This window comes from Pseudomonas spelaei (genome assembly GCF_009724245.1).
Classification (GTDB): Bacteria; Pseudomonadota; Gammaproteobacteria; order Pseudomonadales; family Pseudomonadaceae; genus Aquipseudomonas; species Aquipseudomonas spelaei.
In genome coordinates, this window is the sequence record NZ_WNNK01000005.1 from 288,371 (window position 1) to 315,346 (window position 26,976).

Sequence of the window (26,976 nt, forward strand, 5' to 3'; positions counted from 1 at the left end):
TTCTCTGAGGAGCAATGCGATGAGTACCGAAGACAAACGCGTTCGCGAATTCGCGTATCAGATCTGGGAGTCCGAAGGCAAACCCGAAGGGCAAGAAGCCCGCCATTGGGAGATGGCGCGCAAGCTGGCGGAAGCCGAGGCGCTGACGCCGAGCAAGCCCAAGGCCGCCGCAAAACCCAAGGCCAAGCCCAAACCTGCTGCGCCAGCGAAAGCTGCGGCGGTGGAAAAGTCCGCGGCCAAGCCTAAGCCCAAGGCCCCGCGCAAGCCCGCCAACTGATCACGTACCCCAGCAGAAGTCCGCTTCTGCCGGGTCACTCATGAACACTTTCAACTGAGCACTTTTCAGCACAGCCCCGTTCGGCCTGAAAAAACCATTGCAGGAGCACCCACATGAGCAAGCCTGACCCAGCCAAACCGACGTTCGACAACGAGCCGTCGCGGATTCGTGAAGGTTTGCCCTTCCCCCTTGGCGCGACCTGGGACGGTCTGGGGGTCAATTTCGCCCTGTTCTCGGCCAACGCCACCCAGGTGGAACTGTGTATCTTCGACGACAGCGGCGAGGTAGAACTCGAACGCATCGAGCTGCCGGAATACACCGACGAGACCTTCCACGGCTACCTGCCCGATGCTCATCCCGGGCTGATCTACGGCTACCGCGTGTACGGCCCCTACGATCCGGCTAATGGTCACCGCTTCAACCACAACAAGCTACTGATCGATCCCTATGCCAAACAACTGGTGGGCGCACTCAAATGGTCCGAAGCGCTGTTCGGCTACACCATCGGCCACCCCGACGCCGATCTCAGTTTTGACGAACGCGACAGCGCGCCCTTCGTCCCCAAGTGCAAGGTCATCGACCCGGCGCACACCTGGGGCCACGATCAACCGGTGCGCACCCCGTGGGACCGCACAATCATTTACGAGACCCACTTGCGCGGCATCACCATGCGTCATCCTTCGGTCCCCGAAGACGTGCGCGGAACCTGCGCCGGGCTGATGGTCGACGATGTGCTCAAACACATCCGCCAGTTGGGCGTGTCGTCGGTCGAGTTGCTGCCGGTACACGCCTTCGTCAACGACCAGCACCTGCTGCAAAAAGGCATGACCAACTACTGGGGCTATAACAGCATTGCCTTCTTCGCACCGGACCCGCGCTACCTGGCCAGCGGCAAGATCGCCGAGTTCAAGGAGATGGTCGCGCACCTGCATGAAGCCAAGCTGGAAGTGATCCTCGACGTGGTCTACAACCACACTGCCGAAGGCAATGAACAAGGCCCGACGCTGTCCATGCGTGGCATCGACAACGCGTCGTACTACCGGCTGATGCCCGATGACAAACGCTTCTATATCAACGACTCCGGCACCGGCAACACGTTGGACCTGAGCCATCCTTGCGTGCTGCAAATGGTTACCGACTCCTTGCGTTATTGGGCGACGGAAATGCACGTGGATGGATTCCGCTTCGACCTGGCGACCATTCTCGGCCGTTACCACGACGGTTTCGACGAACGCCACAGCTTCCTCGTTGCCTGCCGCCAGGACCCGGTGCTGCGCCAGGTGAAGATGATTGCCGAGCCCTGGGACATCGGCCCCGGTGGCTATCAAGTGGGCAACTTCCCACCCGGTTGGGTGGAATGGAACGACCGCTTCCGCGACACCGTGCGGGCCTTCTGGAAAGGCGATGATGGCCAGCTCGCCGACTTCGCCGGGCGTATGACCGCCTCGGGCGAGATGTTCAACCACCGTGGACGGCGGCCTTACAGTTCGGTGAACTTCATCACCGCCCACGACGGTTTCACCCTGCACGACCTGGTGTCCTACAACGATAAGCACAACGAAGCCAACGACGAGAACAATCAGGACGGCAGCAATAACAACCTGTCATGGAACCACGGCGTCGAAGGCCCCACCGACGATCCTCAAATCAATGCCCTGCGCCTGCGTCAGATGCGTAACTTCTTCGCCACTCTGCTGTTGGCCCAAGGCACGCCGATGCTGGTAGCCGGGGATGAGTTCGCCCGCACTCAGCACGGCAACAACAACGCCTATTGCCAGGACAGCGAGATCGGTTGGGTCAACTGGGACCTGGATGACGATGGCAAGGCTCTGCTCAAGTTCGTCAAACGTCTGATCAAGCTGCGCCTGGCCTATCCGATTCTGCGGCGCGGGCGGTTCCTGGTGGGCGACTACAACGAAGACATCGGCGTCAAAGACGTGACCTGGCTGGCCCCCGATGGCAATGAAATGACCACCGATAAATGGCAAGACAGCCATGGCCGTTGCCTGGGCATGTTGATGGATGGCCGAGCCCAGGAAACCGGCATCCGCCGCCCAGGGGCTGACGCCACCTTGCTACTGGTGGTGAACGCCCACCACGACACGGTCAATTTCCGTCTGCCGCCAGTACCCGATGGCGGCTTCTGGACGTGCATGCTTGATACCAATCAGCCAGCAGTGCACGGCCAGGAGCGCTTCGATTTCGGGCACGAGTACGCGGTGACTGCACGCTCGTTGCTGCTGTTTGAACTGCAGCATGAAAATGAGAGCCGGTTGGGTAATGCCGATAGTTAAGAGCGAGCACTGAACCTGTGGCGAGGGGACAGGCCCTAATGCCGTTCAGTTAAGCGAACGCACTGCTCAAGACTACAAAGATCAACTGTGGGAGTTGTCGAGCCCCAGCGAGGCTACGATGGCGGCGGGTCAGGCAACATCAATGTTTGCTGTACCGACGCCATCGTAGCCTCGCTGGGGCTCGACAACTCCCACACTGAATTTGCTTCGGTTGCCGGATCTCCATTCCTTAACTGAACGGCAGTAACTATTTTTGACGCATCTGATGCTGGCCTCGTAAAAAATAGCGAGATTCAACGCCCTAAACGCGACGAATCGTTGACTATGATCAATACTCTTCGCACGGCAATCCAAGGTTGGAGCGTCGGCGCGGTGCGAGGGTCAGGTTGACGGTTCCTGCGAACCCGGTTCTCGCGCTACCAAAAAGAGTCGTCCCGTCAACGGGGTACGACCAGGCATTACCAGAACAAGGACGTGATACCCATGAAGCCCGCCCCCTTAGTTGAAGGCCGCCGTGGCCCTGCGCAAATATGGAACAGTGCGCCGCAACTGGCGCAAATCCCTGCTATCAATCCGACCACCCTGGTGCCCCCCGGCACACGCGTGGTGGTCATTGCCCCGCACCCCGGCGATGAAGTGCTGGCCTGTGGCGGTTTACTGCAATTGTTGAGCACCCTCGATTACTCCCTGCAACTGATCTCCGTAACCGACGGCAGTGCCAGCCATCCGGGCTCCAACGTCTGGCCGGTCAAACGCTTGAGCGTGGTTCGCCCCCAGGAAAGCGTCGAAGCGCTGCGACGCCTGGGCGTGCCCCTGCACAGCCTGAAGTGGATTCGCGGTGGTTTTACCGATAACGCGCTGCCGGCTCGGGAGCAGCAACTGAGCCAATTCATTGCCCGCTACCTGCAACCCGGTGATGTGGTGTTCACCACTTGGCGCTCTGATGGCAACGACGATCACGACGCTGTTGGTCGCGCCGCCGCCAAGGCCTGCCTGCTGGTAGGTGCCCGTCTGCACGAACTGCCGATCTGGGCCTGGCATTGGCCCGCCCGCGAAGCCATCAACATCCCCTGGCGGCAGGCACGCAAGATTCGCCTCGACACCTGGAGCGTCGCACGCAAGCTGCATGCTGCCCATGCCTATGCCAGCCAGTTGGCGGGGGATCCGGAGATCGGCCTGCCCCCCATGATGGCGCAGGTGCTGCTGGAGCGGATGCGAGAGCCGTATGAGATTGTTTTCTTGTAGCCCGTGAAAGCCCTCAACCCAACGCCGGCGCCGGGTTGAGGGGCCGCTTCAGCCCTGCGGCCGTAGAATCAGCACCCCCAGAGGCGGCAGGTTCAGCGACAACGATACCGGCTGCCCATGTTGCGGCTCATCCTCGGTAAATACCCCGCCACCGTTGCCATAGTTGGACCCGGCATAGGTGGCGGAGTCGCTATTGATCGCCTCGCTCCACTGCCCGGCAAACGGTACGCCGACCTTGTAATCCTGACGTGGCACCGGCGTGAAGTTGGCCACCACCAACACCGGCCGGCCTTCCCTGCTCCAGCGCAGCCAGGCGTAGACGCTGTTGATGGCATCATCGCCGATCAGCCACTGGAAGCCCTGAGGCACGTCGTCCTGATCGTGCAGGGCCGGCTCTTCGCGGTACAGGCGATTGAGGTCGCCCACCAGCTTTTGCACACCCCGGTGCTCCGGGTATTGCAGCAGGTACCAATCGAGCTGTTGATCGTGATTCCATTCCCGCCATTGACCAAATTCACAGCCCATGAACAACAACTTCTTGCCGGGATGCATCCACATGAAACTCAGGTAGGCCCGCAGGTTGGCGAATTTCTGCCAGCGATCGCCGGGCATCTTGTCGATCAACGAGTGCTTGCCGTGAACCACTTCATCGTGGGAAATCGGCAGGATAAAACGCTCGGACCAGGCGTAGACCAGGCCGAAGCTCAGCTCATTGTGATGATGGGCGCGGTAGACCGGATCCTGCTGGATGTAGTGCAGCGAATCATGCATCCAGCCCATGTTCCACTTGTAGTTGAACCCCAGGCCGCCTTGCTGGGTACTTTGGCTGACCCCGGGCCAGGCCGTGGACTCCTCGGCAATCACCAGCGCACCGGGCGCCTCAAGGGCTACCACGTCATTGAGGTGACGCAGGAAGTCGATGGCTTCCAGGTTTTCCCGACCGCCATGGCGGTTCGGTACCCATTCACCGGCCTTGCGTGAATAGTCGCGGTACAGCATTGACGCCACGGCATCCACCCGCAGGCCGTCAATATGGAAATGCTTGAGCCAGTGCAACGCCGAGGCCAGCATAAAGCCGTGGACTTCAGTGCGCCCCAGGTTGTAGATCAGTGTGTCCCAATCCTGATGAAAGCCTTCCAGCGGGTTGCCATATTCGTACAGCGCGGTGCCGTCGAATTGCGCCAGACCGTGGGCGTCGGTAGGAAAATGTGCGGGCACCCAATCCAGAATCACACCGATATCCGCCTGGTGGCAGGCGTTGACGAAGAACGCGAAATCCTCCGGCGAACCGAAGCGCGCACTGGGGGCGAATTGCGAAAGCGCCTGATAGCCCCAGGAACCACCGAATGGATGCTCCATGATCGGCATCAGTTCGATATGGGTAAACCCCAACTGCTGCACATACGGAATCAACCGCTCTGCCAACTCACGCCAGGTGTACTGGCGCAAGACTTCACCGACTTCATCCAGCTCACACTGCCAGGAGCCGGCATGCAGCTCGTAGATGGACAAGGGCGCGCTGGGCGTTTGCCGTTTGCTACGGGCTTGCATCCACGCGTGGTCCTGCCAGTCCACTTGCAGGGGTGAGGCGACTTTTGACGCGGTGTCCGGCGGCAACTGAGTGGCCAGGGCCATCGGGTCGGCCTTGAGCGGCAAGATGCCACTGGCCCCAAGAATCTCGTATTTGTAGGCCGCACCGGGTTGCAGACGCGGGATGAAAACCTCCCAGACGCCTGAGGGATGACGCAGGCGCATCGGGTGCCGCCGACCGTCCCAAATGTTGAAGTCGCCTACCACCGAAACCCGCTTGGCATTCGGCGCCCACACCGCAAAGCGCACGCCCTGTACACCGTCAACGCTCATCACCTGGGCACCGAGGCAACTGCTCAGGTCACGGTGATTGCCTTCGGCAAACAGGTAAAGGTCCATCTCCCCGAGCAACTGGCCGAAGCTGTAGGGATCTTCGGTGATCTGTTCACCGCCCGCCCATTGGATCTTCAACAAATAGCCCTGGCGCGTGGTGAAGTGACCGACGAACAATCCCGGTACGTGTGTCGCACCCAGGTCGCCGATCTGTTCTCCACCGTCTCGAGCCAGTACCTGAACACTCAGGGCTTCGGGCAAATAGGCGCGGATAAACTGACCGTCTGCCTCGTCATCGTGAGGGCCGAGCATCGAGAATGGATCAGGATGTTCGGCCCGTACCAGCGCTTCGATATCCTTGGAGGCAGGCATCGTCGTCAACTTGGGTTGCAGCGGTTCTTTGTGTGTAAAACTCATGACGTCTCCCCACCGCGTGCACTGTTGGATACAGGTTTTAGCCCGTTGAGCAGCCCGTGCAAACCTTGCAATGGCACCGGCAGCCAGGTCGGGCGATTTTCCGCTTCGTAGGCCACTTCGTACGCGGCTTTCTCAAGACTGAACAGCATCAGCGCGGCGTCCTGGCCTTTGGCATCCTGCCAGTCATGGGCCATTGTAGCCGTGGCCTCATGGTAGGCTTGGATAAATGCCTGCCGCGCTTCATGCAGGTAACGATCAGCTACCCGTTGCCGTGCCGCATGGGCTTCAGCCGAGTGATCTACCCCTTGCACATTCAGGGCCATGGCGGCGGCGTAATCAAACGACCGTAACACGCCACTTACATCCTTGTACGGGCTGTGTTTGCCACGCCGCTCATGGAGTGGTCGCGCGGGTTCGCCTTCAAAGTCGATCAGGTAGGCATCGCCCTTGACCACCAGCACCTGGCCCAGGTGCAAGTCGCCATGCACGCGAATTCGCAAGCCACCGACCGTGGCCTTGGCCAGCGCCTGGACGTGACCGGTGATGGCTTTTTTCTGGTCGAGCAAAGCACCGACCAGCGCTTGATCAGCAGCGCTCAAGTGGCTCTGATGGTGCTTGAGCAACTGCAGCGCGCGGTCAACTTGTGCGCCGACCTGCTTGGCCCAACCCTGACTGTCCTTGAGGGAAGTGACCTCGGGCTTGAACTCTTTATGGGGGGGGGGCGCCGCCAGCACCTGATGCATCTCCCCCAGGCGCTGGCCAAGCAAACCGGCGAAATCCGCCAGTTCGCCGAGGGCGTTGTAGTGCTGTTCCTGTTCGGAAATCGCCTCGGCCAACTCATCGCGAATCGCCCGTTCCAGGTTGTTCTGGGTCCACCCCCAGGCGTCGCCCTGGTTACTCAGGTAACCCTGGGCAATCATCAGCAAACTGTCCTCGCCTTCGGCATCGCGACGAATCACCGAGCCCAGCAGCGGCGAAATATGCTCGTAACCGGCGGCGGTCAGGTAAGCGCCCATCTCCAGTTCGGGATGCACACCCGCGCTGACTTTGCGAATCAGCTTGAGCACCAGACTACCGCCCACCACCACGGAGCTGTTGGACTGCTCGGCGGCCAGGTAGCGCACTTCCGATTCGTCAGTGAGTTCCAGTTGGGCCAGTTGCGCCGTGGGCTCGAAGCGAATGTCGCCGTCGGTGGAGTGCAGCACCGTCGTGGCTTGCAGGCCATGGATCACCGCGCGGATGTAGGTGTCGAGGCTGAAGGCGTCGGTCACCAGGCCCACCTGGCGCACCCGGCGTACCCGGGCCAGTGCCAGTTGTTGCGGCAAGGCGCTGGTGTACTGCTCTTCGGCCAGGAAGCCGAACGGCAGTTGGTAACGACTGACCTGCCCGCCCGTGGTGACTTCGATCTCGCTGAGCAACACCGGGTGCTGCGGGTCGCCAAAGCGCACACCGTAGGCAATGTGTACGCCGTCGATAACCGAGTCCTTGTTGGCGAACCAGCGGCGCTTGGGCAGCCAGGCCGGAAGCGAGGTTTGCTCCAGGGTGGTGCGACATGGCGCTTCGAGCAATTCTTCCATGCGCTTTTTCAGCACCAGGGTGGTGAAGTCCGGAATGCTTTGCGCCGGCTCCACATGCCAGCTCGGCATCTGGTTTTCCGCGGCTAGCACAAACCAGTAGAAGCCATACGGCGCCAGGGTCAGCAGGAAAGTCAGCTGGCCAATGGGTGGGAAGGCATTGCCGCCGAGCATCTCCACCGGGACCATACCGGCAAACGCCGAGAGGTCCAGCTCCGCGGCCTGGGCGCTGCGTGAGACGTTGGCCACACAAAGGATGATTTCCTGCTTGCCATCATCGCCGGTGTATTCACGGGTATAGGCCAGGATTCTCCGGTTGGTCGGCGAGAGCATTTTCAGACTGCCACGACCGAATGCCTTGGACTGTTTACGGATTGCCAGCATGCGCCGGGTCCAGTTCAGCAGCGAGTGCGGGTCCTGGGCCTGGGTTTCGACGTTGACTGACTGATAGCCGTAGAGCGGGTCCATGATCGGCGGCAGTACCAGACTCGCCGGGTCGGCGCGCGAGAAGCCGCCGTTGCGGTCGATGGACCATTGCATGGGCGTGCGCACACCGTCGCGGTCGCCGAGGTAGATGTTGTCACCCATGCCGATTTCATCGCCGTAATACAAGGTGGGCGTGCCCGGCATCGACAGCAGCAGGCTGTTGAGCAGTTCGACGCGACGGCGGTCGCGCTCCATCAGTGGTGCCAAGCGACGACGAATACCCAGGTTGATCCGCGCGCGACGGTCGGCCGCGTAGTAATTCCACAGGTAGTCGCGTTCTTTGTCGGTGACCATCTCCAGGGTCAGTTCATCGTGGTTGCGCAGGAAGATCGCCCATTGGCAATTGGCGGGGATCTCCGGAGTCTGACGCAGGATATCGGTGATCGGGAAGCGATCTTCCTGAGCCAGGGCCATGTACATGCGCGGCATCAGCGGAAAGTGAAAGGCCATGTGGCATTCATCGCCGTCATCGCCCTGCGTGTCGCCGAAATACAGCTGCGTGTCTTCCGGCCATTGGTTGGCTTCGGCCAGGAGCATGCGATCCGGGTAGTTGGCGTCGATTTCAGCGCGGATCTGCTTGAGGACGTCATGGGTTTCCGGCAGGTTTTCGTTGTTGGTGCCGTCACGCTCGATCAGGTAGGGAATGGCATCCAGGCGCAGGCCGTCGATGCCCATGTCCAGCCAGTAACGCATCACTGACAGCACAGCTTTCATGACCTGCGGGTTGTCGAAGTTCAGGTCCGGCTGGTGGGAATAGAAACGGTGCCAGAAGTACTGGCCGGCGACCGGGTCCCAGGTCCAGTTGGATTTTTCGGTGTCGAGAAAGATGATGCGGGTGCCGTCATACTTCTGGTCATCATCGGACCAGACGTAGAAATCCCGGGCCTTGGAACCTGGCTTGGCCTTGCGCGCGCGCTGAAACCACGGGTGCTGGTCGGAGGTGTGGTTGATCACCAGTTCAGTAATGACCCGCAGCCCGCGTTTATGGGCCTCGGCGATAAAACGCCTGGCGTCGGCCATGGTTCCGTAATCGCTGTGCACGCCACGGTATTCGGCAATGTCATAGCCATCATCGCGGCGTGGCGAGGGGTAGAACGGCAGCAGCCAGATGGTGTTCACGCCCAGGTCGGCGATGTAGTCGAGCTTGGCGATCAGCCCGGGAAAGTCACCGATGCCGTCGTTATTGGAGTCGAAATAGGATTTGACGTGAACCTGATAAATCACCGCATCCTTGTACCAGAGCGGGTCTTTGATAAAGGTGGCAGCCTTGGGTTTCTTCGCCATTGGATACTCCTGGAGAATTCAAAAAATCTGCCTGAACAACCACAATCAATGTGGGAGCTGGCTTGCCTGCTCCCACATTTGATCTCCGGTGTGTTGGAGATCAGGGTCCGGTCAGGAAACGCTGATCCGCCAAATCCCGAACGGCTGGTGCCACGGCTCGATCCGCATCCACTGGGTCTTGCCGTACCAGGTCCAGCGGTGGCCGTTCATCATGTCTTCGCCCTGGGTCTGGGCGTCGTCCGGCAGGCCCATCTCCCACAGCGGCAATTCAAAATGGGCTTCCTGGGCGTTGAACGGATCGAGGCTGACGGCCACCAGAATGAAGTTATTGCCGTCCTCACTGCGCTTGCCGAAGTACAGGATGTTGTCGTTCCAGGCGTTGTAGAGCTTCAAGCCCAGGTGACTGTGCAGGGCCGGGTTCTGTCGGCGGATCCGGTTGAATTGGGCGATCTCGGCGATGATGTTGCCGGGCGCGTTGAAGTCCCGCGGGCGGATCTCGTACTTCTCCGAGTCCAGGTATTCTTCCTTGCCGGGTATCGCGGCGGCTTCGCACAATTCGAAGCCCGAATACATGCCCCACAGCCCCGACCCCATAGTGGCCAGGGCGGCACGAATCAAAAAACCCGCGCGGCCAGACCCATGGAGAAACCCTGGGTTGATATCCGGCGTGTTGACGAAGAAGTTGGGGCGAAAGCATTCGCGCCAGGGCGACTCGTTCAACTGCGTCAGGTATTCGGTCAGCTCGGCCTTGGTGTTGCGCCAGGTGAAATAGGTGTAGCTCTGGGAGTAACCGACCTTGCCCAGGCGCGCCATCATCGCCGGGGAGGTAAAGGCCTCGGCGAGGAAGATCACGTCCGGGTGTTTGGCCCGGACATCGCTGATCAACCATTGCCAAAACGGCAGCGGCTTGGTGTGCGGGTTGTCGACCCGAAAGGTCTTGACGCCCTCCAGGACCCAGCCCACCACGATGTCCCGCAGCTCGACCCACAGGCCTGGAATAGCATCAGCGGCATAGAAGTCGACGTTGACGATGTCCTGGTATTTCTTCGGTGGATTCTCGGCGTATTTGATGCTGCCGTCGGGGCGCCAGTTGAACCAGCCAGGGTGCTGCACAAGCCAGGGGTGGTCCTGGGAGCACTGGATAGCGAAGTCCAGAGCGATTTCCAGGCCGTGATCGGCGGCGGCCTGCACCAGGCGCCGGAAGTCTTCGCGGGTACCCAACTGCGAGTGAAGGGCGTCGTGACCGCCCTCCTCGCTGCCAATGGCGTAAGGGCTGCCCGGATCATCGGGCCCGGCCGTCAGGGCATTGTTCTTGCCCTTGCGGTGGCGGCGGCCGATGGGATGGATCGGCGGGAAGTACAGTACGTCGAAGCCCATGTCATGGATCATCGACAAGCGTGAGTGCACATCGTTGAAGGTGCCGTGACGAGCCGGATCGTCAGTGATCGAGCGGGGAAACAGCTCGTACCAGCTGGCAAATTGCGCAGCCTGGCGCTCCACATCAATCGGGTACACCGGGCTGATGCTCAAATACGGTCGATGATCGGCCTGGGCCATCAGGCGTGCACTCTCTTCGTGCATAAACATCGCCACTTGTTCGGTTTCCAGCAACCCTGAGAGCTGGTGGTGCAACTGTATCAAGCGGTCGCGCAATGCATTTTCACTGCGTTCGGCAGCTTGCAGCACCTGGCTGCGACCTTCCTGCAGTTCAAGGCTGACCGGCACGCCGGCCTCATGCTTCTTGCCCAGTTCGTAGCAAAAGCTGGCGAAGTGATCGACCCAGGACTCGATACAAAATTGATGAGGGCCTTGGGCGTTGACCGTAAATGCGCTCTCCCAACCATTGTTGCCGACATCGATCATAGCCACGCTGTGCCAATTCTCTTCGCTCAATGGCCGCCAACGCACCAGTACTGCGAGCTTGTCGTGACCGTCAGCAAATACCTTGCTGCTGACGTGGATGCGCTGCCCCACCACGGCCTTTACAGCGAACTCGCCGCCGTCAATCACCGGGGTGGTGCTTTCAATGGCAATCCTGGGCAGCAACAGTGCCTGGGACAGTGGTAACACTGGCGTTGATTCGTCTTGCGTCGTCGGTGATTCAGCAGTCATCGAGCATGTCCCCCTACGCCCCATGGACGCTCTTGTGCTTGATACGCAAAGGTCCATCCTGAAGCGGACCCTTTAAGTTCCGAGCCTGATGCCCGCTGAAAAGTTCAGGTGGATAGGCCGCCGTCGAGCGGGGAGGCAAATCCACCCAGCGGTTGCCCACCGATACAGCAAAGCATAAAGGAGGCCACACGGGTGATTCGGTGATTTGATTGATCTGTGTCAGCACGCCGCAGAGCGCTCTGATACAGCCGCAAGCCCCAGAGAGATGGGGTGCAGCACATTGTCGCAGGCGCGGCTCAGCAGCCCATCTGATCCGCTTTTTATCGCAATACCTGAGTCTGTTATGCAAACAGATCGCCGGGCATAGTTCATCCGCCTGATGGAGGCTGATGAGCGAAAGACCATGAGCGAGAGAATCCCCGTCCGATTAGTTGAAACATTCGAGCCTGCTCAACAGAAGAAGGCCAAACCCAGTAACAGCCTGATCCACACCCGCAGCTTCACCGGGCTGTTTCGTACCTTGCGTCTCAGCGGTGCTGGGTTTCTGTTCCTGGCGTTCTTCGGCACCGTGTGGCTGAACTGGGGTGGTCGGCAGGCGGTGTTATGGGACCTGGCCGAGAGCAAATTCCACATCTTCGGTGCAACCTTCTGGCCTCAGGATTTCATCCTGCTGTCGGCGTTGTTGATCATCTGTGCCTTCGGCTTGTTTGCGATCACCGTGTTTGCCGGACGGGTCTGGTGTGGCTACACCTGCCCGCAAAGCTCATTCACCTGGTTGTTCATGTGGTGTGAAAAAGTCACCGAGGGCGAGCGCAACCAGCGCATCAAGCTGCAGGCCGCGCCCTGGGGGCTGAACAAGCTGATCAGGCGTTCGGCCAAGCACACGATGTGGCTGGCGATCAGCCTCCTGACGGGGCTGACCTTTGTCGGTTACTTCACCCCTATCCGTCCTTTGGCCGAGGAACTGCTGACCTGGCAAATGGGCGGTGTCAGCCTGTTCTGGGTGCTGTTTTTCACCGGGGCTACTTACCTCAACGCCGGGTGGCTGCGCGAAGCGGTGTGCATGCACATGTGCCCGTATGCGCGGTTCCAGAGCGTGATGTTCGACAAAGACACGCTGACCATTTCCTACGATGTGGCTCGCGGTGAGCACCGTGGCCCACGTAAGCGTGACGTGAAGCCCGCTGAAGTTGGCCTGGGCGATTGCATCGACTGCCAGTTGTGCGTGCAGGTCTGCCCTACCGGCATCGACATCCGCGACGGTTTGCAGATGGAATGCATTGGCTGCGCCGCCTGTATCGATGCCTGTGACTCGATCATGGACAAAATGGGCTACGCCCGTGGCCTGGTGAGCTACACCTCTGAACATCAACTGCAAGGCGGCAAGACGCACCTGCTCAGGCCACGGCTGATCGGCTACAGTGCCGTGCTGCTGGTGATGATTGGCGCGTTAGGGGTGGCGTTGGTAGAGCGGCCGATGGTGTCGCTGGACGTGACCAAAGACCGTGGGATGTTTCGTGAGAACAGTGAAGGGTTGATCGAGAACATCTACAGCCTCAAGGTCATCAACAAGACCCAGCAGCGTCAGGATTATCGCCTGGCGTTGGTGGACGGTGATGGCTTCCAGTTGCAGGGCAAGACCGAAATCAGCCTGGCGCCCGGGGAGATTACGGATGTACCGGTGTCGGTGGCGATGACGGCGGATAAACCGGGCAGCAGCTCCCAGACCATCCGTTTCAAGGTGTCGGATGTCGATGAGCCAGGCATTCATAGTGTGGCGGATAGCCGGTTTGTGGCGCCGTTGAATCGCTGAGAAATACAATGTCAGAAACACCGAAAATCAAATGTGGGAGCGGCGGTCCTACGGACACGCATCGCAGCCTCGTACCTCGGCAGCGGCGACACAATGTACTTAACACACTAGGCCCCCGATGAAACGCTACGAAAAATTCGCCGACGACATCGCAGAACTGATCCGCTCCGGCGTCCTCGGCCCCGGCCAGCGCGTGCCGTCGGTGCGTTATGCCAGCCAGACCTATGGCGTGAGCCCGTCCACCGTATTCCAGGCGTACTACCTGCTGGAGCGCCGAGGCCTGATCCGCGCACGTCCCCGCTCCGGGTATTTCGTCAACACCCACGCACCGAGTCCGTTTTCAGAGCCGGCCGTCAGTGAACACGTGCATGAGTCCACCGAAGTGGATGTCAGCGAATTGGTGTTCTCGGTGCTGGATTCGATCAAGGACCCGCAAACCGTACCGTTCGGCTCGGCCTTCCCCAGCCCGACACTGTTCCCGCTGCAGCGTCTGGCCCGCTCCCTGGCCAGCGCCAGCCGGGAAATGGACCCGCGTATGGTGGTCACCGACCTGTCGCCGGGCAACCCGCAACTGCGCCGGCAAATCGCCCTGCGCTACATGGTTGGCGGGCTGATGTTGCCCATGGAAGAACTACTGATCACCAATGGCGCCCTCGAAGCGCTGAACCTGTGCCTGCAAGCCGTGACCGAACCTGGCGATCTGGTGGCCATCGAAGCCCCGGCGTTTTACGCCAGCCTGCAAGTGCTGGAGCGTCTCAAGCTCAAGGCCGTGGAAATCCCCGTACACCCACGGGACGGTATCGACCTGAAGGTGCTGGCCCAAAGCCTGGAGCGTTACCCGATCAAGGCCTGCTGGTGCATGACCAGTTTCCAGAATCCCATGGGCGCCACCATGCCCGAGGCCAAGAAACAGGAGTTGGTGGAGCTGTTGCGCAGCCATCAGGTGCCGCTGATCGAGGATGACGTCTACGCAGAGCTGTATTACGGCCAGCAGGCGCCAAAACCGGCCAAGGCCTTCGACACCGAAGGCCTGGTAATGCACTGCGGTTCCTTCGCCAAAAGCCTGGCCCCCGGCTACCGCATCGGCTGGGTCGCCGCCGGGCGTTATGCACAGAAAATCGAGCGATTGAAATTGATGACCTCGCTGTGTGCCTCAATGCCGGCCCAGGCGGCGATTGCCGACTACCTGCAACATGGCGGCTATGACCGGCACCTGCGCAAGTTGCGCTATGCCCTGGAAGAGCAACAAAGCGCCATGCTCGCGGCCATCGCCCGCTACTTCCCGGCGCAGACCCGGGTCAGCCAGCCGGCAGGCGGCTATTTCCTGTGGCTGGAGTTGCCGGAGCAGATGGACTCGTTGAAGTTGTTCCAGATGGCATTGGCCCAGGGCATCAGCATCGCCCCGGGGCCAATTTTTTCGCCGACACAGCGGTTCAGGAACTGCATCCGTTTGAACTATGGCAGTCCATGGGATGAGACGTGTGAAAAGGCCATGGAGACCTTGGGCAAGATTGTGCGCTCGTTCTGAGCGGGCGTGCGGTGAGACGCTTGGCGTCTTACCGCACGGTATTCGTCACTAGCGACCGCCGGCCAGGTCGATAAAGGTCCCGGTGGCATAGGACGCCTTGTCCGACAGCAACCAGATAATCCCCTCCGCCACTTCCTCCGCCCGCCCGCCACGGGCCATGGGAATACCGGGCTCAAGCTTGCTGACTCGATCAGGGTCGCCACTCAGGGCGTGGAATTCGGTGAAAATGAAGCCGGGACGCACGCCGTTGACACGGATCCCCTCACCGGCCACTTCCTTGGAAAGGCCGATGGTGAAGGTATCCAGCGCGCCTTTCGACGCCGCATAGTCCACATATTCTCCTGGCGCACCGATACGCGCAGCAGCGGATGAAACATTGACGATGCTGCCACCCTGCCCGCCATGTTTGGGCGACATGCGCAGCACGGCATGCTTGGCGCACAGGATAGGCCCCAATACATTGGTCTTGAGAATCTTCAGGATGCGAAATTCGGACATTTCATCGACCCGCGATTTGTGCCCCACGGTGCCGGCGTTGTTCACCAGCGCCGTGACCCGGCCCAGCTCGGCATCGACGCGGTTGAACAGGCTGATCACTTCGTCCTCGATGCTGACATCGGCGCGCACGGCAATAGCCTGGGCACCGAGGGCGCGGACTTGATCCAGCACCTGTTGAGCAGCGTCTTCGTCAGACTGAAAGTTGATGCAGATGCGATAGCCCTGACGGGCAGCCAACAACGCCGTGGCGGCACCGATCCCACGACTGCCACCGGTGATGATGACGACTTTGTCCATGCGTGCTGTCTCCTGGTTCACCTGAAAACGGTTGGATCCAAGAATACCTTTGACGGACGGGTTTTGCATGGACTCACGTCATGGACCGATCACTCGCTTCAGTTCGGCCTGCTGGATATCCACCATAAAGCCATCCGCGGGCATCGGATGCCCCAGCAAGTAACCTTGCAGAGAGTCACAGCCCAAGCGTGTCAGGAAACTCTGCTGCACATCGGTCTCAACGCCTTCCGCCACAATCCGCAGCCCCAGGGCCTGGCCCAGGGCAACAATGGCCGAGACGATGGCGGCGTCATCGCTGTCATGCTCCAGGTCGCGGACAAAACCACGGTCGATTTTCAACTCATTGGCCGGCAGGCGCTTGAGGTACATCAAGCTGGAGTAACCCGTACCAAAATCATCGATGGACAGGTCGACGCCCATGTCCGAGAGCTTCTGCAGCACCGTCATGCTCGCATCGGCGTCGCTCATGGCGGTGGTTTCGGTAATTTCCAGGGTCAGGCTGTTGGCCGGTAACTGATGACGCTCCAGAGCGCTGGCGACGCTCTTGACCAGCCCTGCATGGCAAAACTGCAACGCCGACAGGTTCACGGCAATGCGCCAATCCCGATAACCCTGGGCGTACCAGACTTGCATCTGGCGACACGCTTCATTGAGTACCCATTCACCAATGGGAATGATCAGCCCGGTTTTTTCCGCCAATTCAATGAATTTGTCTGGCATCAACAAGCCTTGTTGCGGGTGCTCCCAGCGTAACAGCGCTTCAGCGCCTACTGGTCGCCCCGTGCCGGCGTCGAACTTAGGCTGGTAATAGAGCTGGAACTGCCCTTGCTCCAGGGCATTGCGCAAGTCCTGGAGCAACTGCAGTTGCTTGCGGGCGTTGGTGTTCATCGAGACATCGAAAAAGCTGTAGCCATTCTTGCCCATGCCTTTGGCGTGATACATCGCGGCGTCTGCGTTCATCAGCAGTTCCTGCGGTGTAGCGCCGTTGCCCGGGAACATGGCGATGCCCACGCTGGCAGAGATTTTCAACTCATGTTCGGCAACGTGAAATACCTGATTGATCAACCCCACCTGACGTTCGGCCAGGCGCATCGCGTCATCGGCTTGAGTCAATTGCACCAGCAACACGAACTCGTCACCGCCGATTCTGGCCAAGGTGTCCTGGCTACGCAGGTCTTCCCGCAGGCGCAGGCCCACTTCGCGCAACAACTGATCGCCCATGTGATGGCCAAAGGCATCGTTGACGGGCTTGAAACCATCCAGGTCGATAAACATCAGGGCAAAACAGCCGCCCTGCTCCGTCACCACCTGCATGGCCTGTTGAATGCGGTCGGCAAGCAGACCTCGATTGGGTAGACCGGTCAAGGTGTCATGCAAGGCCAGGTGAGTCAGTTCCTGATTGGCCAGGCTCAAGGAGTCCGCGAGCACGGCGGTGCGCGCTTCCAGGCGAGCATCCAGCAACGACGTCAGCAGTGCGATGGTCAACACTGCCAGACTGGTAACCAGCACCAGATTATCCAGACCCTTGCCGCTCAGGCCGTCCAGCGCGGCGCCACAGAAACTGCCATCGGCAAACCGTGCGGCGGCCATGCCGGTGTAATGCATACCGACAATCGCCACGCCCATGACAATCGCCGCTCCGCCTCGGGCCAGGCGTACATAAGGCGTATTGCGCCGCAGGTTGAAGGCGATCCACAACGCGGCGGCCGAAGCACCGACGGCAATCAGCAAGGATGCGCCAAATAAGGTGGGGTCGTAGTCGATGCCCGGTGTCATGCGCATGGCGGCCATGCCGGTGTAGTGCATGGCGCTGATGCCACCCCCCATGATCAGCGCACCAAACGCCAGTTGCCAGGCCGGCAGGCGCGGTTGGCTGACCAGCCACAAGGCAAACCCGCAGGAGAACACGGCAATCAGCAGCGACAGGAACGTGATACCGATGTCATAACCCAGGTTGATGGGTAAGCGGAACGCCAACATCCCGATAAAGTGCATGGACCAGACGCCGATCCCCATGGCCAGGGCTCCGCCGCTCATCCAGAGGTACACGGCACGGCCCTTTGACGTGGCGATACGCCCAGTCAAATCCAGTGCGGTATAGGAAGCGAGGATCGCGACAAACAGCGAGATCAAGACCAGGACGGGGGAATAACTACCGGTGAGCATGGGACTTCTCGTGGCCAGAGGGCCGAACGGCATCCGTGCCGGGTGGAAAAGTCCGCGATTGTAGCGAGAATAATTCTCGGACACCGAAAAATTATCAGAAGGCCACTACCCTTGTAGCCGCTGCCGAGTGCCGCGATCAGTTGCACACTGGCTACCAGCCGTGTTTGCAGCAATGTCAGGGCAGTACGTTCGTTGCTCAAGGCGGTTGCCTGGACAACGACCACATCAAGGTAGGCAATCAACCCGGCCTTGTATTGGTTCTGGGTCAGACGCAAGGATTCCCGCGCGGCTTCCAGGGCCTCATTGGTAACGCCGGCCTCGTCCTCCAGGACCTTGAGCTGAACCATGTAGTTTTCCACTTCGCGGAAACCATCGAGCACGGTCTGGCGGTACTTGGCCACAGTTTCATCGTAGGACGCTTCGGCGCGATCAACTTCCGCCGAGCGCTGGCCGCCGTCAAACAGCGTCATGGCCAGTTTCGGCCCCACCGACCAGAAACGGTTGGGCAGGCTGATCCAGTCGGCGTACGTGCTGCTGGAATAGCCACCTGCCATGCTCAAGGTCAGGTCCGGGTAATACGCTGTTTTCGCCACGCCGATATTGGCGTTGGCCGCGATGACGGCCCGCTCCGCCGAGGCAATGTCTGGACGACGCTCGAGCAACTGTGATGGCAGGCTGACCGGAATCTGTGGCAGCGCCGGAATATCCTTGCTCACCGCCAGGTTGAAGTTGGCCGGTGGCACACCGACCAACACCGCGATGGCATTTTCCAACTGAGCCCGCTGCCAGATCAGGTCGATCATGCTGGCCTGGGTGCTTTTCAGCTGAGTCTGGGCCTGGGCGATTGCGTCTTTACCCGACACACCGGCGCGGTATTGGTTTTCGGTCATCTGCAAGGAGCGCTGGTAGGTATCCACCGTGGCTTGCAGCAAGCGGGTCTGTTCATCCATGACCCGCAATTGCAGATAGTCCTGTACCAGCTCCGACTGCTGGCTCAAGCGCATGGCCGCCAAATCTGCCGCGCTGGCTTCAGCACTGGCTTCATTGGCTTCCAGGCCGCGACGCAACTTGCCCCAGATGTCCGCTTCCCAACTGACGCCCAACTGGGCATTGAGGGTGTCACGGATACCACTGCTGGAGGTACTCAGCCCAGAGTTACTGCTGCCGGTACCCTGGCTGGCACGGGTTTTCCCGACACTCAGGTCAACGCTTGGGAAAAACGCCCCACGGGAACTGCGCACCAGCGCCTGGGCCTGGCGAAAGCGCGCTTCAGCCTGGGCCACGGTCTGGTTGGCAGTGTTGAGCTTATCTACCAGTTCATTGAGTTGCTTGTCGCCGTACAGCTCCCACCAGGCGCCACGGGCCAGGGAATCGCTGGGTGCTGCCTGACGCCAGCCCTGGGCCTCTTTGTACTGGGCCGGCTCGGTCAGTTGCGGACGCTTATAGTCCGGGCCGACGGCGCAGGCGCTGAGCATCACCCCGCAGAGCACCAGGCTCAGGAGCTTGGAGCCGCGGGGCATGGCCAGACGCTGGACAGTAGGAAACGTTGAATCGGTCATAGCGCAGTGTCCAAGGCAGCATCGGTACGCACCCCGCGCCAGCCGTTGAAACGGTGGCGTAGGCGGTCGAGATAAAGGTAAACCACAGGCGTGGTGTAAAGGGTCAGGATCTGGCTGAACACCAAGCCACCGATAATCGTCAGGCCCAGGGGCTGGCGCATTTCCGCGCCTTCGGCGCTGCTGATCAGCAGCGGCACGGCACCGAGGATCGCCGCCAGGGTGGTCATCAGGATCGGCCGCAGCCGTAACAGACAGGCGCTGCGAATCGACTCCAGTGGATCCATGCCTTCCTTGCGCTCCAGTTGCAGCGCCAGGTCGATCATCAGGATGGCGTTTTTCTTCACCACCCCGATCAGCAGGAACAGCCCCAACAGCGAGATCAGGCTGAACTCGCCCCCCAGCACGTAGATCGACAGCAAGGCGCCGACCCCGGCAGATGGCAAGGTCGACAGGATGGTCAAGGGGTGGATGTAACTCTCATAGAGAATCCCCAGCACCAGGTACACCGCCACCAGTGCGCCGAGGATCATGAACGGCTGGCTTTTCTGGGTCGCCGCGAAGGCGTCTGCGGTGCCGGCCATCTTGGCGATCACGTCTTCCGGCAGACCGACCTTGGCAATCGCCCGTTCGATGGCGGCGGTGCCCTGCTCTACCGTTACCCCGGGGGACATGTCGAACGCGATGTTCTCGGAAGCAAACTGGCCTTCATGGCTGACCCGGTCGTCCGCGAGGCTATTTTCATAGTGAGCAATGGCCGACAGCGGAATCCGCGCGCCGGTGGACGTGATGACCTGCACCTGATTCAGGGTGATCGGGTCCTGGGCGTACTTCGGATTGACCTCCATCACCACCTGATACTGGTTGAGGCTGTCATAGATGGTGGAAATCTGCCGCTGGCTGTAGGCGTTGTTCAATACCGCCGTGACCATGTTCATGTCCACGCCCAGGCGCTTGGCCTGGTCGCGGTCGACCACCAGCGTCACCTGTTGCGCACCACGGCCTTCGCGGGCGTCGATCGCGGTCAACTCCGGCAGCTCACGCAGCGCGGCAACCACTTTCGGGTACCACAGGCGCAGGGCCGCCAGATCGCCGCTTTGCAGGATGTAGGAGTATTGCGAGGTCGTCTGGTCGCGGCCACCGCCAAATTGCAGGTCTTGGTCGGCCATCAGCATCAGGCGGCCGCCGGGCACCAGTGGCACGGTCTTGCGCATGCGCTCGATCACCGCCTGGGCAGAAATCTTGCGCTCGCTGATGGGCTTGAGCCGCACCAGCATCACCGCGTTATTGGTGCCACTGTTGCCACCGATAAACCCGGCCACGCTTTCCACCGCGGGGTCTTGCAGCACGGCTTTGCGGAAGATCTCCATTTTCGGCTGCATGACGCTGAACGACAGGCCGTCATCGCCCCGGACAAAACCGATCAGTTGGCCGGTGTCCTGCTGCGGCATGAAGGTTTTCGGCACCACCACGTACAGCGCGATATTGACGCCTACCGTCACCAGCAGGCTGAGCAGGGTCAGGCGCCGATGCCGCAGCACCCAGTCCAGGCTACGGGCATAACCGGCGACCATGCGGTCATTGACTTTCTCGCTCCAGCGCTGCAAGCCGGTTTCTTCGCCCTTGATGTGGGGCTTGAGCCAGCGGGCGCAGAGCATCGGCGTCAGGGTCAGCGAGACAATCAGCGAGACGATGATCGCCGCCGCCAGGGTGATGGAAAACTCGCGGAACAGGCTCGTGACGATCCCGCCCATGAACAGGATCGACAGGAACACCGCCACCAGCGACACGTTCATCGACAGCAAGGTGAAGCCGACTTCCTTGGCCCCCAGGTAAGCCGCCTTCATCGGCGAAATACCGTCATCGATATGCCGGGAAATGTTCTCCAGCACCACAATGGCATCGTCCACCACCAGGCCGGTGGCGAGGATCAGTGCCATCAGCGACAGGTTGTTCAGCGAAAAACCGAACAGGTACATCACCGCGAAAGTGCCCACCAGCGACACCGGCACCGCCAGCGTCGGAATCAATGAGGCCCGGAAGTTACCGAGGAACAGGTAGACCACCAGAATCACCAGGGCCACGGCGATCAGCAGGGTCATCTCGGCTTCGTGCAAAGTGGCGGTGATCACCGGCGAGCGGTCCATGGCCAGGTTCAACTTGACGCTGGACGGCAACACCGCCTGCAAGGCCGGCAACTGCGCCTTGATCTGCTTGACGGTCTCGATGATGTTGGCGCCGGATTGGCGGTTGATCACCAACAGCACCGCCGAATCGTTGTTGAAGAAACCGCTGTTATAGCGGTCTTCAACGCCATCGCTGATCTTCGCCACATCGCTGAGGCGCAAGGCCGCGCCATTCTGGTAACGAATCAACAGCGGCTCGTAGTCCTTGGCCTTTTCCAACTGGTCGTTGGCCTGGATCTGCCAGTTGCGCTGGCTGTCTTCCAGGGAACCTTTGGGCCTGCGCACGTTGGCGTTGGCGATCGTATTACGTACGTCATCCAGGGCCACGCCGTATTGGTCGAGGGCCTTGGGCTCCAGCTCGATACGCACCGCCGGCAGGGAGCTGCCGCCGATCTGTACTTCACCGACACCCGGTACCTGGGACAAGCTTTGGGAGAGGATGGTCGAAGCCAGGTCGTAGAGCTCACCCTTCTTCAGCACGTCCGATGTCAGCGACAGCACCATGATCGGCGCCTGGGACGGGTTGATCTTCTTGTAGGTGGGCATGCTGCGCATGCCGCTGGGCAACAGGTTGCGTGAGGCGTTGATCGCAGCCTGCACTTCCCGCGCGGCACCGTTGATATCCCGTCCGGAATCAAACGCCAGGATGACCCGGGTCGAGCCTTGGCTCGACGAACTGCTCATGGTGGTGATGCCGGCGATTGCGCCGAAGGATCGCTCCAGCGGCGTAGCCACCGTGGACGCCATCACCTCGGGGCTGGCCCCGGGCAAGCTGGCTTGCACGACGATCACCGGGAAGTCGATTTGCGGCAGCGGTGACACCGGCAGCAAATTGAAGCTGACGCCCCCCAGCAGCATGATCGCCAGGCTCAGCAGCATCGTGGCAACCGGCCGGCGTATGAAAGGTCCGGACAGGTTCATGGCTCAACCGGCTCCAGACGCTCGGGCTGTTTGCCCCAGCGACGGCCCAGGCGGTCGAAGTACAGGTAGATCACCGGGGTAGTGAACAGCGTCAGGACTTGGCTCAGCAGCAACCCGCCGACCATCACCAGACCCAGAGGCTGGCGCAATTCTGCGCCGGAGCCAGTGGCCAACATCAAGGGCACCGCACCGAACAATGCAGCCAGGGTGGTCATCAGGATCGGCCGGAAGCGCAACAGCGCCGCTTGGTAGATTGCCGTTTGCGGGTCCAGGCCCTGGTTGCGTTCGGCGTCAAGGGCGAAGTCGATCATCATGATCGCGTTCTTCTTGACGATACCAATCAGCAGGATGATGCCGATAATCGCGATCATCCCCAGGTCATTGCCGCTGAGCAGCAACGCCAGCAAGGCACCCACCGCAGCCGATGGCAAGGTCGACAGAATGGTGATCGGGTGGATGTAGCTCTCGTAGAGCACACCCAGCACGATGTACATGGTCACCACCGCTGCGAGGATCAGCAGCAAGGTGCTCGACAGCGACGCTTCGAATGCCTGGGCCGCGCCCTGGAACTGGGTCTGCACGCCCACCGGCATGCCGATGTCTTTCTGGGTCTGGTTGATCAGCTCGACGCCCTTGCCCAGCGCCACGCCGGGCGCCAGGTTGAATGACATCATCACCGCCGGGAACTGACCGATGTGGGCAATCGCCAACTGCGCCTGACGCTGTTCCACGTGAGCCAGGCTCGACAGCCGCACCTGGCCGCCGTCAGTGGTCTTCACATGGATCTGGTTCAGCGCATCCGGCCCCAGGGTTTCCCCGGACTGGGCCTGCAACACCACGCGGTATTGGCTGGCCTGGGTGTAGATGGTGGAAATCTGCCGCTGGCCAAAGGCATCGTACAGCGCATCGGTGATGGTCGACACCGAAACGCCGAGGCGCGAGGCGGCGTCACGGTCGATCACCAGGTACACCTGCAGGCCTTTGTCTTGCAGGTCGCTGGCCACGTCGGTGAGTTCCGGCAACTGGCTGAGGGCATGCACCAGCTTGCCGCTCCACAGGGCCAGCAGTTCGGCATCCGGTGAGGACATGCTGAACTGGTACTGGGTACGACTGACGCGGTCTTCGATGGTCAGGTCCTGCACCGGCTGCATGAACAGGCGGATCCCCACCAGTTTGTCGAGCTCCGGTTGCAGGCGGGTGATGATCTGCGCCGCGCTCAAGTCCCGCTGGTTGTGGGGTTTGAGGTTGATCAGCAAGCGGCCACTGTTGAGGGTGGCGTTATCGCCGTCGACACCGATATAGGACGACAGGCTCTGCACCGATGGATCCGCGAGGATCACCTTCGCCAGTTCTTGCTGGCGCTGGCTCATGGCAGCGAAAGAGATCGATTGCGGCGCTTCGGAAATACCCTGGATCACTCCGGTGTCCTGCACCGGGAAAAAGCCCTTGGGCACCACCAGGTACAACACCACCGTCAAGCCCAGGGTAGCGATGGCCACGAACAGGGTCAGTGGCTGGTGCTTGAGTACCCATTGCAGCTTGCGTCCGTAGGCTTCGATCAGCCAGTCGATCCAGGCGCCGCTGGCCTTGTAGAAGCGGCCCTGTTCTTCTTCCTTGGGTTCGCGCTTGAGCAAACGGGCGCACATCATCGGCGTCAGGGTCAGTGACACCACCAGGGAAATCAGGATCGCCACCGCCAGGGTGATGGCGAACTCGCGGAACAACCGCCCGACCACGTCCGCCATGAACAGCAGCGGAATGAGTACCGCAATCAGCGACAGGGTCAGGGAAATCAGGGTGAAACCGATCTGCTTGGCGCCCTTGAGCGCGGCATTCAGCGGTGTCTCGCCTTCCTCGATATAGCGCGAGATGTTCTCCAGCATCACGATAGCGTCGTCCACCACAAAACCGGTGGCGATGGTCAGGGCCATCAACGTCAGGTTGTTGACCGAGAAGCCGGCCAGGTACATCACGCCAAAGGTGCCCACCAGCGACAGTGGCACGGCGATGGACGGAATGAGGGTGGCGCTGAAACGGCGCAGGAACAGGAACGTCACCATGACTACCAGGGCGATGGCGATCAGCAATTCGTGTTGGACGTCCTTGACCGAGGCGCGAATAGTCTGGGTACGGTCAGTGAGAACCGTCACGTCCAGGCCGGCCGGCAGGTTGTCGGTAATGCTCGGCAGCAAAGCCTTGATCCGGTCGACCACCTCAATCACGTTGGCTCCAGGCTGGCGCTGGATGTTCAGCAGCACGGCCTGATTTTCATTGGCCCAGGCGGCAAGGCGTTCGTTTTCGGCGCCATCGACGATCTGCGCCACATCCTTGAGGCGCAGAGGAGCGCCGTTGTTGTAGGCCAGGATCAGCTCGGCGTATTGCTGGGGCGAGACCAACTGGTCGTTGGCGTCGAGCATCGAGACCCGGGTCGGGCCGTCGAAGTTGCCCTTGGGCTGGTTGACGTTGGACGCGCCGATCAAGGTGCGCACATCCGACAGGTTCAAGCCATTGGCCGCCAGGGCCTCGGGGTTGACCTTGATCCGCACCGCCTGGCGCTGGCCACCGGCGATGCTGACCATGCCGACGCCGCTGATCTGGGCGATTTTCTGCGCCATGCGGGTGTCGACCAAGTCATTGAGCTTGGGCAACAGCATGGTTTTCGAGGTGATGGCCAGGGTCAACACCGGGGTGTCCGCCGGGTTGACCTTGTTGTACACCGGCGGCGCCGGCAAATCCTTGGGCAGCAGGTTGGTGGCGGCGTTGATCGCAGCCTGGACTTGTTGCTCGGCGACATCCATGTTGATGTCGAGGTTGAAGCGCAGGGTCAACACCGACGCACCACCGGAACTGGTGGACGCCATCTGGGTCAAGCCGGGCATCTGCCCGAACTGGCGCTCCAGCGGCGCGGTTACGGCACTGGTCATTACGTCCGGGCTGGCGCCGGGGTACAGGGTCATGACCCGGATAGTCGGGTAGTCGACCTGAGGCAAGGCCGAAACCGGCAGCAAGCGATAGGCGATCACACCGGCCAGTACAATAGCCAGCATGCTCAGGGTAGTGGCTACCGGCCGAAGGATGAACAGCCGCGAAAGGTTCATGCGCCGCCCTTTTGCGCCTTGCCGGCATCAGCCGGGCCTTGCGGTGCCTTGGCTGCCGGTTGGCCCTGCAGGTGTTCAGTCGGCGTGGTCGGGGCTTCAGTGCTGTCGTTGACCACTTCGATATCGCTGCCGTCCTTCAAGCGGTCGGTGCCTTCGAGCACCACCCGGTCGCCAGCGGCCAGGCCTTCCTTGATCACGGTGTTTTCACCGTCGCTGTCACCAATCACCAAGGGGCGGATCTTGACCTTCTTGTCGCCGTCGAGGGCATAGACGAAGGTGCCGCTGTTACCAAACTGGATCGCCGCTGAAGGTGCCAGCACCACGTTATGCAGGGTATCGGCCAGCAGGTGCACATTAACGAACTGATTAGGGAACAGCACCTGGTCCTGGTTATCGAAGCGCGCCTTGAACTTCAGGGTGCCGGTGGTCACGTCGATCTGGTTGTCCAGGCTTTGCAGCACGCCAGTGGCCTGACGCTTGACATCGCCACGGTCCCACGCTTCCACCGGCAGCTTGTTGCCGCCACGGTAGCGCGCGAGCACGACGCCCAGGGTGGTTTCCGGCAGGGTGAAGGCCACGCTGATCGGCTGGGTCTGGGTGATCACGGCCAGGGCTGTGGTGTCATTGGCGGCGACAAGGTTGCCGACGTCCAGTTGGCGCAGGCCTACGCGTCCGGAAATCGGCGCGCGGATCTTGGTGAAGTCGAGGTTGAGCTTGGCGTCATCCACCGCGCCCTGGTTGGTCTTGACCGTGCCCTGGTATTGCAGGACCAACGCTTCGGCAGTGTCCAGGGTTTGCTTGGCAATACTGTCTTGCGCATACAGGTCGCGGTAACGCTGAACGTCGACCTGGGCGTTTTTCAACTGGGCCTGGTTCTGCAACAGCGTACCTTGAGCCTGGAGCAAGGCGTTCTGGTAACTGCGTGGGTCGATCTCTGCCAGCAGATCACCGGCCTTGACCATCTGCCCTTCCTCGAAGGCAATCTTGACCAACTCACCCGCCACGCGGCTGCGCACGTTGATGGTGTTCAACGCCGTCACGGTGCCCAAGGCTTTGTAGTAGACCGGAAACTCCCCCAGCACTGCGGGCGACACGCGCACCGGCACCGGGCCGGTCGAGCCGCCGAAGCCCGGGCGCATCATTCCCGACTTTCCTGTGCGGCCGGCAGGCTTCTGCTCGGCGCCTTCTTTATGGCTAGCCGGCCAGAACTTCCAGCACAGGCCGGCTATAACCAACAGAACGAGCAAGCCGAACAGCCAGCGGCGGGAGTTGCGGGGGGTGGATTGCATGGATTGATCAACCATTGGGCGCGAGAGCTTCTTCTTTGGGAGGCTGAAAGATAAGCACTGGAGCGCTGTAAG

14 protein-coding genes are annotated in these 26,976 nt (G+C 60.7%); 5 read left to right on the forward strand and 9 right to left on the reverse strand.

What is annotated here, in order from left to right; genetic code table 11:
• The first annotated feature begins 19 nt into the window (after positions 1-19).
• From GNF76_RS08510 to GNF76_RS08520, 3 genes are all read left to right on the forward strand, one after another.
• Positions 20-277 (forward strand): DUF2934 domain-containing protein, encoded by a 258-nt coding sequence (locus GNF76_RS08510; protein ID WP_155582728.1) that lies wholly within the window; start codon positions 20-22, stop codon positions 275-277.
• A 113-nt stretch (positions 278-390) separates the two neighbouring features.
• Complete coding sequence (gene glgX, locus GNF76_RS08515; protein ID WP_155582729.1) at positions 391-2,571, forward strand: glycogen debranching protein GlgX; 2,181 nt, start codon at positions 391-393, stop codon at positions 2,569-2,571.
• 483 nt (positions 2,572-3,054) lie between these two features.
• Positions 3,055-3,816 (forward strand): PIG-L deacetylase family protein, encoded by a 762-nt coding sequence (locus GNF76_RS08520; RefSeq protein ID WP_155582730.1) that lies wholly within the window; start codon positions 3,055-3,057, stop codon positions 3,814-3,816.
• 48 nt (positions 3,817-3,864) lie between these two features.
• Here the strand turns inward: GNF76_RS08520 and glgB are convergent, their stop codons facing one another.
• The 3 genes from glgB to GNF76_RS08535 all read right to left on the reverse strand — a co-directional run bounded on the left by glgB (position 3,865) and on the right by GNF76_RS08535 (position 11,552).
• Positions 3,865-6,096 carry a 1,4-alpha-glucan branching protein GlgB gene (glgB, locus tag GNF76_RS08525; protein ID WP_155582731.1) on the reverse strand — a complete coding sequence of 744 codons (2,232 nt, stop codon included), beginning with the start codon at positions 6,094-6,096 and terminating at the stop codon, positions 3,865-3,867.
• Positions 6,093-9,440 carry a maltose alpha-D-glucosyltransferase gene (gene treS, locus GNF76_RS08530; RefSeq protein WP_155582732.1) on the reverse strand — a complete coding sequence of 1,116 codons (3,348 nt, stop codon included), beginning with the start codon at positions 9,438-9,440 and terminating at the stop codon, positions 6,093-6,095. The genes glgB and treS overlap by 4 nt, the downstream gene beginning before the upstream one ends.
• A 111-nt stretch (positions 9,441-9,551) precedes the next feature.
• Positions 9,552-11,552 carry an alpha-1,4-glucan--maltose-1-phosphate maltosyltransferase gene (locus GNF76_RS08535; protein ID WP_155582733.1) on the reverse strand — a complete coding sequence of 667 codons (2,001 nt, stop codon included), beginning with the start codon at positions 11,550-11,552 and terminating at the stop codon, positions 9,552-9,554.
• A gap of 403 nt (positions 11,553-11,955) precedes the next feature.
• Here GNF76_RS08535 and ccoG point away from each other — a divergent pair, with 403 nt between their 5' ends.
• Together ccoG and mapR are read left to right on the forward strand one after the other, a co-directional pair.
• Positions 11,956-13,365: a cytochrome c oxidase accessory protein CcoG gene (ccoG, locus tag GNF76_RS08540; RefSeq protein ID WP_155582734.1), complete on the forward strand. Its 1,410-nt coding sequence runs from the start codon at positions 11,956-11,958 to the stop codon at positions 13,363-13,365.
• Between the two features lie 118 nt (positions 13,366-13,483).
• On the forward strand, positions 13,484-14,893 hold the full coding sequence (mapR, locus tag GNF76_RS08545; protein WP_155582735.1) for a GntR family transcriptional regulator MpaR: 1,410 nt from the start codon (positions 13,484-13,486) through the stop codon (positions 14,891-14,893).
• Positions 14,894-14,941: 48 nt separating this feature from the next.
• Here the strand turns inward: mapR and GNF76_RS08550 are convergent, their stop codons facing one another.
• The 6 genes from GNF76_RS08550 to GNF76_RS08575 form a co-directional block, all read right to left on the reverse strand.
• Positions 14,942-15,688, reverse strand: coding sequence for an SDR family oxidoreductase (locus tag GNF76_RS08550; RefSeq protein ID WP_155582736.1), 747 nt, complete (start codon positions 15,686-15,688; stop codon positions 14,942-14,944).
• A 78-nt stretch (positions 15,689-15,766) separates the two neighbouring features.
• Positions 15,767-17,854, reverse strand: coding sequence for a putative bifunctional diguanylate cyclase/phosphodiesterase (locus tag GNF76_RS08555; protein WP_155582737.1), 2,088 nt, complete (start codon positions 17,852-17,854; stop codon positions 15,767-15,769).
• Positions 17,818-19,413 carry an efflux transporter outer membrane subunit gene (locus tag GNF76_RS08560; RefSeq protein WP_281354890.1) on the reverse strand — a complete coding sequence of 532 codons (1,596 nt, stop codon included), beginning with the start codon at positions 19,411-19,413 and terminating at the stop codon, positions 17,818-17,820. The genes GNF76_RS08555 and GNF76_RS08560 overlap by 37 nt, the downstream gene beginning before the upstream one ends.
• Complete coding sequence (locus tag GNF76_RS08565; protein ID WP_155582738.1) at positions 19,410-22,517, reverse strand: efflux RND transporter permease subunit; 3,108 nt, start codon at positions 22,515-22,517, stop codon at positions 19,410-19,412. The genes GNF76_RS08560 and GNF76_RS08565 overlap by 4 nt, the downstream gene beginning before the upstream one ends.
• The gene (locus GNF76_RS08570) at positions 22,514-25,615 is read right to left on the reverse strand and encodes an MdtB/MuxB family multidrug efflux RND transporter permease subunit (RefSeq protein WP_155582739.1); all 3,102 of its coding nucleotides are present in this window, start codon (positions 25,613-25,615) and stop codon (positions 22,514-22,516) included. The genes GNF76_RS08565 and GNF76_RS08570 overlap by 4 nt, the downstream gene beginning before the upstream one ends.
• Positions 25,612-26,919: an MdtA/MuxA family multidrug efflux RND transporter periplasmic adaptor subunit gene (locus tag GNF76_RS08575; RefSeq protein ID WP_155582740.1), complete on the reverse strand. Its 1,308-nt coding sequence runs from the start codon at positions 26,917-26,919 to the stop codon at positions 25,612-25,614. Before GNF76_RS08575 ends, GNF76_RS08570 begins: the two co-directional genes overlap by 4 nt.
• Positions 26,920-26,976 lie beyond the last annotated feature (57 nt).